The organism is Nocardia sp. NPDC024068 (assembly GCF_040638875.1).
GTDB lineage: Bacteria > Actinomycetota > Actinomycetes > Mycobacteriales > Mycobacteriaceae > Nocardia.
On record NZ_JBEZYU010000002.1, the window covers coordinates 426739 to 438780 of the forward strand.

Consider the following 12042-nt stretch of genomic DNA (forward strand, 5'->3'; position numbering starts at 1 on the left):
TTGCGATACCGAGAAGATTAGAACCTGTTCTAGGAGTGGTCAATGGCAGCGGGTCGGTCAGCAGATATATCGGAGGTTCGCGACGTCGGCCGGCGCTCCGCTCCCACCCAGCGTGTCGTTCAGGTGCTCGATTACGTCGTCGCCCGCCGCGGTCGCCGCGCCGGACTCTCCGAAATGGCCCGCGACCTGGGCCTGGCCAAACCCACCTGCCTGGGCATCCTCACCGAGCTCACCGCCGCCGGCTACCTGACCCGCGATCCGCGCACCCGCGAATACGGCCCCGGTCCGGCCCTCATCGCCGCGGGCCGGGTCGCCCAGCAGAGTTTCTCCATCGCGGCACTGGCCCATCCCGAACTGGAACTATTGAGCGCGACCTACGGCACCACCTGCACCGCATCGGCCGTCGTCGGCGAGCGGATCAGCGTCCTGGACAGCGCCGGACCGGCACTGGTACAGGTCGGGGCGACGTACCGATTCGCACCGCCGGTCGGTCTCATGTACGTGCTGTGGGATACCGAGGCCGCCTTCGATGCCTGGCTGGGCACCACACCGACGGTGCCGCTGCGCCAGGACGAGACCCTGCTGCGCCGGATCGTGGCCGAATGCCGGGACCGCGGCTACCTGGTGGAGAGCATGACCGGCGCGGGGCGGCAGCTGTACTCGCTCCTGGCCGGGGTGGCCGGGCACGACCTGCCCGACCAGTTGCGCACCGCCGTCGCCGAACTTGTCACCACCCTCGGCGAGCGGGTCTATCTGGGCTCCGACCTGCGACCCCGGAAGGAGCATCCGGTGAGCCTGCTGGCCGCCCCGACCTACGACGCCGACGGTCGCCAGCAGCTGGTGCTCACCATGTACGTCGGGAAACCGATCACCGGGGCCGAGATCACCCGCCGGGGCGCCGCCCTGGTGGCCGCCGCGGACGCCGTGACCGCCGCAGCGGGTGGGCGGCCTCCAGCAAACCGTTGACCGCGCATAGAAACGTGTTCTAGTTTTTAAGCGTGAGCCAGCACACGAAGTCGGCGGCGAGTACCTACGAGCTCTCGCATCAGGCCGCACTCGAGGCCGAATCCGTCCATATCCTCCGGGAGGTGGCCGCAACCTTCGAACGTCCGGTCCTGCTGTTCTCCGGCGGCAAGGACTCCGTGGTGATGCTGCACCTGGCCACCAAGGCGTTCTGGCCGGCACCGGTCCCGTTCCCGATCCTGCACATCGACACCGGGCACAACTTCGACGAGGTGATCGAGTATCGCGACGCGGCCGTCGCGAAGTACGGATTACGCCTGCTCGTCGGCCGGGTGCAGGATGATATCGATGCCGGTCGCGTCACCGAGGACACCGGCCCCCGGGGCAGCCGCAACCGGCTGCAGACCGCCACCCTGCTGCGCTCGCTGCGCGAGGGCCGGTTCGACGCGGTCTTCGGTGGCGCCCGGCGCGACGAGGAGAAGGCACGAGCCAAGGAACGGGTCTTCAGCTTCCGCGACGAGTACGGCCAATGGGATCCGCGCCGGCAACGCCCGGAACTGTGGAACCTTTACAACGGTAAACACCGCCCCGGCGAACATATCCGCGTCTTTCCGCTGTCCAACTGGACCGAACTCGATATCTGGACCTATATCGCGAGCGAGGGCATCGACCTACCGCCGCTGTACTACGCGCACCGCCGCCCGGTGGTGCAGCGCGACGGCATGCTGCTGGCGCATACCCGGTTCCTGACCCTGCTCGACGGCGAGGAACCGCACGAGGCCCTGGTGCGGTTCCGCACCGTGGGCGATGCCACCTGCACCGGATGCGTGGAATCCACCGCCGCCACCCCCGCCGAGGTCGTCGAGGAAGTCGCGACGGCACGGGTCACCGAACGGGGCGCGACCCGCGCCGACGACCGGATCTCCGAGGCCGGGATGGAAGACCGTAAACGAGAGGGCTACTTCTGATGAGCACCCTGCTGCGCCTGGCCACCGCGGGCAGCGTCGACGACGGGAAGTCCACGCTGATCGGACGGCTCCTCTTCGATTCCAAAACCTTGTTCACCGATCAGCTCGACGCGGTCGAACGCACCAGCCGCGATCGCGGTGAGGACTATCCCAATCTCGCGTTGCTCACCGACGGATTGCGCGCGGAACGTGAGCAGGGCATCACGATCGATGTCGCACACCGCTACTTCGCCACGCCCCGGCGCAAATTCATCATCGCCGACACACCGGGACATGTGCAGTACACCCGCAATATGGTCACCGGCGCCTCGACCGCGGACCTCGCGCTCATCCTGGTCGACGCCCGGCACGGGGTGGTCGAGCAGACCCGGCGGCACGCGTTCCTGGCGTCACTGCTGGGAGTCCCGCACCTGGTGCTGTGCGTCAACAAGATGGATCTGGTGGGCTATTCGAAGCAACGCTTCGACGAGATCCGTGCGGACTTCGCCGGGTTCGCGTCCCGGCTGCAGATCGCGGATCTGACCTTCATCCCCATGTCGGCGCTGCACGGCGACAATATCGTGCACCGCAGCACCACCATGGACTGGTACGAGGGCACACCGCTGCTGCACCACCTCGAAGAGGTGCATATCGCCTCGGACCGCAACCTCATCGACGCCCGATTGCCGGTGCAGTACGTGATCCGCAGTCACACCCCGGATTTCCGCGGATACGCGGGTTCGGTCGCCAGCGGTGTGTGGTCGCCCGGCGACGAGATCACCGTACTGCCCTCGGGACTCACCACCACGGTCACCGGCATCTGGGGACCCGGCGGGGTGCCGCTCGACCAGGCGTTCCCGCCGCAGGCGGTCACCGTCGCGCTCGCCGATCAGCTCGATATCGGACGCGGCGATATGCTCTGCCGCCCCGCCAACCGCCCGCAGGTGAGCCGCGATCTGGACACCATGGTGTGCTGGTTCAGTGACGAGGCCGAGATGCGCCCCGGCGCCTCCTACACGGTCCGGCACACCACCCGCAGTGTGCCCGCGCAGATCCGTTCACTGGACTACCGGCTCGATGTGAACACACTGCACCGGGACGAGAACGCGCCCGCGCTGTCGCTCAACGAGATCGGCCGGGTGCAGCTGCGGACGCGGCAGCCGTTGCAGTTCGACCCCTATCGCCGCAACCGCACCACCGGTAGTTTCCTGCTCGTCGACGAGGTCACCGGAGATACGGTCGGCGCCGGGATGATCACCGGCCCGAGCCTGCCGTCGTCGCGGGTGGTCTGGCATGCCAGCGCCGTCGAACGGTCGGAGCGCGCGACCCGCGGGCTGACCGTCTGGCTCACCGGGCTGTCGGGGTCCGGGAAATCGTCGGTGGCGGTGGAACTCGAGCGGCGCCTGGTCGCCGCCGGACGCCCGGCCTTCCTCCTCGACGGCGACAATCTGCGCCACGGCCTCAATTCGGATCTGGGTTTCAGTGCGGCCGATCGCACCGAGAACATCCGCCGGGTGGGCGAGGTCGCCCGGTTGTTCGCCGAATCCGGGACCGTCGCCATCGTCTCGCTCATCAGCCCCTACCGGGCCGACCGGGAGCGGGCGCGCGCGACCCACGACTCCGCCGGGATCACCTTCGTCGAGGTTTTCGTGGACACTCCGCTGGAGGTCTGCGAGGCCCGGGATCCCAAGGGTCTCTACGCGAAGGCCCGGGCCGGTGAGGTTCGCGGTTTCACCGGTATCGATGACCCCTACGAGGCGCCGTCCGCACCGGCGCTGGTCCTGCGTCCGGAGGACGGAGACCCGGCCGCGATGGCCGCCGCGATCCTGGCGCTGCTGGCCCGGGAGGAAAGCGCCTGAGACATGCGGCGTGAGAACAGGCGAGCGCCGTCGGCGGCCCGTGGCGGCCGACGGCGCTCGCCGGTTCCCCGGGGTGCGCGCCTCGGATTCATTCGGCCCGCGGGGTCACCGGCAGTGCCTCGCCCGAGGTATCGGCGATCTCCCGCAACCGATCGGCCGGTGTGCCCAGCCGGCTGAGCTGGATGAGTCCCTGAGCCATCACCACGACACCGGCACTGCGCGCGGACAGAGTTGCGGCGTCGGTCTCGGCCCCCGGACGGTTCGCCAGCCCCTCGGCGACACCGGCTTCCATGGCCGCGGTCGTGCGGTGACCGATGGCGACGACCTCCGGCATCCGCAGGCCCAGTTGCGCGATGCTGTTGAGCATCAGGCAGCCGCGCCGATCCGGCTGTCCGGCGCAGTCGTCGATGATCGCGCGCAGCAGGGCCCGGACCGCGTCACGAGCGGAACCGGGCGCACCGGTGATCACCTCGCGGACGAACCGGGCCCGCTGGTCGCAGTACCGCTCGAAAGCGGCGAGGAACAGTCCGCGCTTGCTGCCGTAGGCGGCATAGATACTGCCGTTGCCGACTCCGGTCGCCGCCGAGACATCCCCCACCGACGTATCGTCGAACCCGCGCGACCAGAACAGTTCCGTGGCCACCTCCAGCAGGCGCGGCTCATCGAACTGCCGTGGACGTCCCATGCGCTCACCGTACCGATCCTGCTGCGATATGCCCCACACCGCTTGTTATGGAGGGACGGCTCCAGAATACTCGCAGCATGGTCTCCGATACCGCCCACCCCAGCCGAAGGCGCATGTGCATCCTGGTCTTCGACGGGGTGAAGGCACTCGACTTCGTGGGCCCCGCCGAAGTCTTCGTCGAAGCCAACCAAGCCGCCCCCGGATACGAGGTGGTCCTGGTCTCCCCGGACGGCACCAGTGTGCAGACCTCGCTCGGGGCGCGGATCGAAGTGAGTGCCGCGGCCGCCGATGCCGGTCGCTTCGACACCGTGATCATTCCGGGCAGTGAACTGCCCCCGTCGAAATTCGTGACGCCCGAGGTACTGGCAGCGGCGCGGCGGCTGTCCTGGCACACCCGGCGACTCGCGTCCATCTGCAGCGGCGCCTTCGTATTGGCCGAACTCGGAGTTCTCGACGGCCGCCGGGCCACGACCCACTGGAAATACGCCGCCGACCTGGCCCGCCGCTATCCGGCGGCCACGGTGGAGCCGGATGCGATCTTCGTCCGCGACGGCAACATGTACAGCTCGGCCGGTGTCGCGGCGGGTATCGATCTGGCGCTGGCGATCGTCGAGGAGGACCACGGCGCCGATATCGCCCGGCGGATCGCACAGTTGATGGTGGTTCCCATGCAGCGCGCGGGCGGACAGTCACAGTTCTCGGCGTCACTGACCGGGCCGCTGCCCCGGAGCCCGCTGGTGCGCACGGTTGTGGACCTGATCTGCGCGGACCCCGCCTTCCCGCACACCGTCCAGACGCTGGCCGAGCACGCCCGGGTCAGCGTCCGCCACCTCACCCGGCTCTTCCGCGCCGAACTCGAACACTCCCCCGCCGAATACGTGGCCTTCATCCGCTTCGGGGTGGCGCGCGATATGTTGCACGCCGGCCGTACGGTCACCGAGGCCGCCATGGCGGCTGGCTACGGCAGTAGCGAAGCCCTGCGGCGCGCGTTCGTGGCCCGCCTCGGCATCTCGCCGCGCAAGTACCAGCAGCAGTTCCGATCCACGGGCGCGACCTCGGCCCCGGCACTCGAGATCGCTGCCGCCGCGTCCTGATCGGGGGGTTTCACGGCCGGTAGCGAGGGGCGTGAAAGGGACCCGGCGGCCGAAGCTGGATCCGGCGCACAACAACGGCGCCGAACCCAGCGACAGAGAGAACCCCCGATGTCCCTCGCACCGACCATCGTCCTCGTCCACGGCGCCTTCGCCGACGCCTCCAGCTGGCATCCGGTCATCGAGCGATTGCTCGCGGACGGTCACCGGGTCGCCGCACCACCGGTGGCCGGGCGCAGCCTGGCCGCCGACGCGGACCAGATCCGCGCCTTCGTCGAACGGATCGACGGGCCGGTCCTGCTGGCGGGGCACTCCTACGGCGGCGCCGTGATCACGGTCGCCGGAACAGCCGGCAACGTCATCGGGTTGGTCTACGTCTCCGGGTATGCCCTGGAAGTCGGCGAGAGCCTCGGACAGTTGCAGGGCGGCTTCCCCGATTCCGCACTCGCCGCACACCTCGTCTACACACCGGCTGCCGCCGAGCCCGGTGGCGAACCGGGAACTGATGTCTGGGTGGATCCAGCCGCTTTCCCGGAGGTTTTCGCGGCCGGTCTGGATCCACGAACCGCACAGGCACTGGCGGTTTCCCAGCGACCGCTGTCGGGGGCCGCGTTCGCCGAGCCGGCCGGCGCCGCGGCCTGGAAGACGAAACCGGGCTGGGGCATCGTCTCCGCGGCCGACCACACCATCAACCCCGATGTCGAACGGTACGGCTACCGCCGCGCCGGCCTGCGCTCGATCGTCGAGATCGACGCACCGCATCTGGTCATGCACACCCACCCCGGCGAGGTCGCCGGGGTCATCACCGGCGCGCTCACCGAGCTCGCCTGACCCTCTCCCACGGATCGACCCCACGAAAGGACATCGCACCATGACCGGAAATCCGCTGAACATTTCCCTGGAGCAGGCCGCGCAGGAGTTCGTCGATGCGACCTCACAACCTCCGTTCCTCTACCAGTTGCCGCCGGAGGAGGGCCGTAAAGCGGTGGATTCGGTACAGGATTCGCCCATCGACAAACCCGAGGTCGACGAGGAGTGGATCACCGTCGAGGGCGGGCCCACCGGTGCGGTCCGGGCCCGGATCGTGACCCCGCCCGGCGCGACGGGCCCGCTGCCCGTGATCGTCTACACCCACGGCGCCGGCTGGGTTTTCGGCGACGCCCACACCCACGACCGGCTGGTACGCGATCTCGCGGTCGGTGCCGGGGCGGCGGTCGTCTTCCCGGAATACGACCGCTCACCCGACGTGCGCTACCCCGTCGCCAACGAACAGTCCTACCGGGTCGCCCAGTGGGTGAGCACGCACGGTGCGGAGAAGGGGCTCGATCCGGCCCGGATCGCGGTCGCGGGGGATTCGGTCGGCGGCAATATGGCAATCGCGCTGACCCTGATGGCCAAGGAACGCGGCGATATCTCCTTCGTCCAGCAGGTGCTGTTCTACCCCGTCACCGACGCCGCGTTCGATACCGGTTCCTACCGGCAGTTCGCCGAGGGCTACTTCCTCACCCGCGACGGCATGCAGTGGTTCTGGGACCAGTACACGACCAGCGAGGCCGACCGGGCCCAGATCACGGCTTCCCCGCTACGCGCCACCCGCGAGCAACTCCGGGGACTGCCGCCCGCCCTGGTGATCACCGCCGAGGCCGATGTCCTGCGTGACGAAGGTGAGGCCTTCGCGGGCAGGCTCCGGGACGCGGGGGTACCGGTGATCCAGACCCGCTACGGCGGCATCGTCCACGATTTCGTGATGGTCAACTCGATGCACGCAACGCAGGCCGCGCAGGCCGCGGTCTCCCAGGCCGTCGGGGTGCTGCGCGGGGCGCTGCACCCCGCCTGACGCCGCGATATCTGCACGCCGCACCTGATATACGCCCTGCCGTGCCGGCCCTTCTCGCTCCCGTTCGGAGGGCCGGCACAGGCAGGAGGTCTCGTCTCGCCGATGCGGAGACAACGAGTCCCGGGCCGGGCCCGCCGTGCACTCCACCGGCCGGACGGCGGTACCCGTACTTTCTTCTGGGCCGGCGCGCCAGGCCACCCAGGCGCTCCGGCCCGCGCCCGGAACCACGCTTTTCCGCCCCCGGTACCGACCGCGATCGCTACCCTCGAACCCGGTCGGCGGCGCTGGTGAGCCGCAGGATCCGCGGGCCCGGCCCCGGTGCCGTGATTTGATACTCTGGCGATAACTTGTACCGAAAAGGTGGTTATGCGGTCTACTCTGCTGTCCCGGCGCGACCTCGAGTTCCTGCTGTACGAATGGCTCGACGTCGAGGAGCTGACGCGGCGACCGCGCTTCTCCGACCATTCGCGCCAAACCTTCGACGCGGTACTCGAGCTGAGCGAACAGCTGGCCACCAAGCACTTCGCCACCCACAACAAGCTCAACGACGCCCACGAACCCACCTTCGACGGCGAAACGGTCACCCTGATCCCGGAGGTGCGGGCGGCACTGACCGCGTTCGCCGAGGCGGGCATGGTCGGGGCGACCATGGACACCGGCCTCGGCGGCGCGCAACTCCCGGCCGCGGTCGCCCAGGCCGCGTTCGCCTGGTTCCACGCCGCCAACCCCGGCACCAGCGCCTATCCGCTGCTCACCATCGGCAACGCCAATCTGCTCATCGCGCACGCCGGCGCGGAGGTGGTGCAGCGTTTCGTCCCACCCATGCTCGAGGGCCGATTCTTCGGCACCATGTGCCTGTCCGAACCCCAGGCCGGTTCCTCGCTCGCCGATATCGTCACCCGGGCCGAACCGCGCGACGACGGCACGTACCGGGTGTTCGGCACCAAGATGTGGATCTCCGGCGGCGATCACGAACTCGGCGAGAACATCGTGCATCTGGTGCTGGCCAAGATCCCGGGCGGCCCGGCGGGCACCAAGGGGATCTCACTGTTCGTGGTACCGCGGTTCCTGGTCGGCGCGGACGGCACGCTCGGTGAGCGCAACGATGTCGCGCTGGCCGGGCTCAACCACAAGATGGGTTTCCGCGGCACGGTCAACACGGTGCTCAACTTCGGGGAAGGCCGCTGGACTCCCGAGGGGTCGGCCGGCGCGATCGGCTATCTGGTGGGCGAACCCCATCAGGGCCTGAAGTACATGTTCCATATGATGAACGAGGCCCGCGCCGGCGTCGGGCTCGTCGCCGCCGCACTGGGCTACACCGGCTACCTCGAATCCCTGGACTACGCCCGCGCCCGGCCACAGGGTCGCACCAAGGGGGCCGCCGATCCCACCTCGCCGCAGCGCCCGATCATCGAACACGCCGACGTCAAACGGATGCTACTGGCGCAGAAGAGCTATGCCGAGGGCGGTCTGGCCCTGGTGCTCTACTGCGCCCGGCTCATCGACGAGCAGCGCACCGCCGAAACCGAGGAGCAGCGCCGTACCCTGACCCTGCTGCTGGACATCCTCACCCCGATCGCCAAGAGCTGGCCCTCGCAATGGTGTCTGGCCGCCAACGACCTCGCCATCCAGGTGCTCGGCGGTTACGGCTACACCCGCGAGTACAACGTCGAGCAGCACTACCGCGACAACCGTCTCAACCCGATCCACGAGGGTACGCACGGAATTCAGGGCCTGGACCTGCTGGGCCGCAAGGTGACCCAGCAGTCCGGCGCGAGCCTGCGCGAACTCGACACCCGGATCCGCGCCACCCTCGCCGCCGCCCAGGAACTCGACGACGACGCGGCCGATCTCGCCTACCGGCTGGACAAATCCTGGACCCGTCTGGTCACCGTCACCGGAAGCCTGTTCGCGGCCGGTGATATCGAGGTCGCGCTGGCGAACAGTTCGGTGTACCTCGAGGCCTTCGGTCACCATGTCGTGGCATGGATCTGGCTGGAGCAGGTGGTCGCCGCCCACGGCCGCACCGGTGATTTCTACGACGGGAAGCGCCACGCCGCGCGGTACTTCTTCCGGCACGAACTCCCCCGCACCGGACCGCAGCTGGATCTGCTGGCCGATCTGGACACCACCACCCTGGACATGCACGACACCTGGTTCTGAGCCCGCGTGCCGCCGGGCGTCCACCGCACCGGCGGCACAACGACCGCGCCGATCCGCTCCGGGACCGGATCGACGGCGCAGGGGCCTACTCGGCGAGGAGTCGGCGCCCGCTCGATCCGGGCCTGCGGCCACTGTCGTTCGGAACGGGGACTCCGACTCGATGGAACATATCGCGGTAGCGGCGCGAGGGCACGCGGGAACGGGCGCCGCCAGGTACCACGCCGGGGCATCTTCGGGGCTCGGCCCGGCGGTAGTGGCGGTCGAGGAGAAGCTCCGGGTGCGACCTGTGGCAGACTGCACACACTCCTCAGACAAGTAGCGAGGTTCACCCATGGTTTCCCAGGTACGGAGGCATCCGCTTGCCGAGCAGGCGGCCGAATTGCTGCTGGCCCGGATCCGCGCCGGCGAATGGCCGCTCGGGCACCGGCTTCCCGGTGAGACGACGCTGGCCGCACAGTTGGGCGTGGGCCGCTCGACCCTGCGCGAGGCCGTGCGCATCCTGGCGGGCAAGGGCGTACTGGCCAGCCGTCAGGGCGCCGGCGTCTTCGTGACGGCGTGCGATGTACCCGAGGACTGGGATATCGTGCTGCGCCGCGCCACCATCGCCGCGGTGGTGGAAGCGCGTATCGCCATCGAGGCGGAGGCGGCGGCCCTGGCGGCGCACCGCCGCACTCCCGCCGATCTGCGGTCCATCCGCCGCGCCCTGGCCGCGCGGGCGGGGGCGGACGGATCGGTCGCCGAACTCGTGGACGCCGATACCGCGTTCCACCGCACCGTGATCGTGGCCGCCCACAACGACGTCCTCACGCAGCTCTTCGATACGTTCCTGCCGCGGCTGCGGTTCGCGATGATCGATATGCTCGATCTCCGCCCCTTACCCTCGTCCGCCGAGGACCACGCCGCACACGAGCGTCTCACCGCGGCGATCGCCGCCCGCGATCCCGGCGCGGCCGCCCGGCACAGCCGCACCCATCTGCTCGCCATCAAGGAGGCATTCACGTGAGCACACCGGTCCTGGAGCTGACCGACGTCACCTTCCGGCGCGACGGCAACCGGATCATCGACGGTATTTCGCTGACCGTACGGGCCGGTGAGCACTGGGCCCTGCTCGGACCCAACGGCGCGGGCAAGAGCACCCTGCTCGGCTTCTGCGGCGCACGGACCCACCCCACCGGCGGCACGGTCCGGGTGCTCGGCGAACAGCTCGGCCGGGTCGAGCTGCAACGGTTGCGGCGCTCGATCGGGCACGTCGACCCACGCCACCCCCTGCGGTCACCCCTGACCGTCCACGAGGTGGCACTCACCGGACTCACCGGCACGGTGGACACACCCCTGCGCTGGACCCCGTCGGCCGAGCAGAACGCCGCCGCGACAGCCGCTCTCGACGCGGTCGGCATGGCGGGCAAGGCCGAACGGGTATGGCCGACGCTGTCCCAGGGGGAACGCGGCCGGGTACTCATCGCCCGGGCGCTGATCACCGCGCCGCGACTACTGCTGCTGGACGAACCGACCACCGGCCTGGACGTGGCGGCGCGGGAGCAGCTGCTCGCCACCGTGGATGCCCTGGATCGCACCCACCCCGGCCTCGCCTCCGTGCTGGTGACCCACCACCTCGAGGAACTGCCGACTTCCACCACCCATGCCCTGCTGATCGCCGGGGGCCGCACGGTGGCCGCCGGACCGGCGGCCGAAACCATCACCACGGCAGCGATTTCCGCGGCGTTCGATCATCCGGTGGAGGTCGGGTACGACGGCGGCCGCTGGTCCGCGCGGTCTCCGCTGGCCCAGCCGCAGGTCGCGGTCCTGCACTCGGTACGCTGAACAGCGGATCCACCTGTTTTAGATACACGAATATCTGTGTGTATCATAACGGAGTGACCACCGCGAGCCGCACCTCCAGACCACCGGGCCGCCCGGCTTCGGCCACCCGTGAAGAAGTCGTCGCCCTTGCCCGGCAGGCGTTTCTGGCGGGCGAGCGCGTCGACGTCCAGGCCATCGCCGCGCAACTCAAACTCAGCCGCGCCTCCATCTACCGCTGGTTCGGATCCCGCGACGGCGTACTCGGCGCGGTGCTGGCCGGAGAATTCGAATCACTGATCGAACGTGCGGACGCCCGGCGGCGCGCGACCGGCGCCCGGCGCATCCTCAGTGTGCTCGACCGGGTGAACCGCTGGATGGCCGGTAACGAACCATTCCGCCGGTACTTCGAGAACGAGCCGCTCGCGGGCCTGCGGATCCTCACCTCCAGCGACGGTCCGGTCCAGCCGCGCATCCTGGTGGCGGTGGAACGTCTCATCACCCGCGCCGAGGAGCAGGACGGCTACGTCCCACACCTCGAACGGTCACTGCTGGCCTATTCGCTGGTCCGGCTGGGTGAGGCGTTCCTGTACCACGACAACGTCACCGGACTGCGCGGCGATGTCGACCGCCTCCATCAGGTGCAGGCGGCACTGCTGGGCCTCGACCTCCCGGCCGGATAGCCTCGGCCGTCCGCCAT

General features: G+C 69.3%; 11 protein-coding genes. 10 read left to right on the plus strand and 1 reads right to left on the minus strand.

Annotated features, from left to right (window positions below; genetic code table 11):
• The first annotated feature begins 42 nt into the window (after positions 1–42).
• Genes AB0F41_RS04660 through cysC form a run of 3 tightly spaced genes read left to right on the plus strand, consistent with a single transcriptional unit; the run spans position 43 to position 3769 of the window.
• Positions 43–966, plus strand: a complete 924-nt coding sequence (locus AB0F41_RS04660) for a helix-turn-helix domain-containing protein (RefSeq protein WP_357421324.1) — start codon at positions 43–45, stop codon at positions 964–966.
• A gap of 32 nt (positions 967–998) precedes the next feature.
• Positions 999–1931 carry a sulfate adenylyltransferase subunit CysD gene (gene cysD, locus AB0F41_RS04665; RefSeq protein WP_357421325.1) on the plus strand — a complete coding sequence of 311 codons (933 nt, stop codon included), beginning with the start codon at positions 999–1001 and terminating at the stop codon, positions 1929–1931.
• Positions 1931–3769, plus strand: a complete 1839-nt coding sequence (cysC, locus tag AB0F41_RS04670; protein WP_357421326.1) for an adenylyl-sulfate kinase — start codon at positions 1931–1933, stop codon at positions 3767–3769. The genes cysD and cysC overlap by 1 nt, the downstream gene beginning before the upstream one ends.
• 88 nt (positions 3770–3857) lie before the next feature.
• Here cysC and AB0F41_RS04675 read toward each other — a convergent pair whose 3' ends face one another.
• Complete coding sequence (locus tag AB0F41_RS04675) at positions 3858–4454, minus strand: TetR/AcrR family transcriptional regulator (protein WP_357421327.1); 597 nt, start codon at positions 4452–4454, stop codon at positions 3858–3860.
• A gap of 77 nt (positions 4455–4531) precedes the next feature.
• Here AB0F41_RS04675 and AB0F41_RS04680 point away from each other — a divergent pair, with 77 nt between their 5' ends.
• From AB0F41_RS04680 to AB0F41_RS04710, 7 genes are all read left to right on the plus strand, one after another.
• Positions 4532–5548: a GlxA family transcriptional regulator gene (locus AB0F41_RS04680; RefSeq protein ID WP_357421328.1), complete on the plus strand. Its 1017-nt coding sequence runs from the start codon at positions 4532–4534 to the stop codon at positions 5546–5548.
• A gap of 108 nt (positions 5549–5656) precedes the next feature.
• Positions 5657–6376 (plus strand): alpha/beta hydrolase, encoded by a 720-nt coding sequence (locus tag AB0F41_RS04685; protein WP_357421329.1) that lies wholly within the window; start codon positions 5657–5659, stop codon positions 6374–6376.
• Positions 6377–6416: 40 nt separating this feature from the next.
• On the plus strand, positions 6417–7382 hold the full coding sequence (locus AB0F41_RS04690; RefSeq protein ID WP_357421330.1) for an alpha/beta hydrolase: 966 nt from the start codon (positions 6417–6419) through the stop codon (positions 7380–7382).
• 366 nt (positions 7383–7748) lie between these two features.
• A complete protein-coding gene (locus AB0F41_RS04695; protein WP_357421331.1) occupies positions 7749–9545 on the plus strand; it encodes an acyl-CoA dehydrogenase in 1797 nt (598 codons plus the stop codon).
• 331 nt (positions 9546–9876) lie between these two features.
• Entirely contained in the window at positions 9877–10548 is a 672-nt protein-coding gene (locus AB0F41_RS04700; RefSeq protein WP_357421332.1) for an FCD domain-containing protein, read from the plus strand.
• A complete protein-coding gene (locus AB0F41_RS04705; RefSeq protein WP_357421333.1) occupies positions 10545–11366 on the plus strand; it encodes an ATP-binding cassette domain-containing protein in 822 nt (273 codons plus the stop codon). Before AB0F41_RS04700 ends, AB0F41_RS04705 begins: the two co-directional genes overlap by 4 nt.
• Before the next feature lie 53 nt (positions 11367–11419).
• On the plus strand, positions 11420–12025 hold the full coding sequence (locus AB0F41_RS04710) for a QsdR family transcriptional regulator (protein ID WP_357421334.1): 606 nt from the start codon (positions 11420–11422) through the stop codon (positions 12023–12025).
• Positions 12026–12042: the final 17 nt, after the last annotated feature.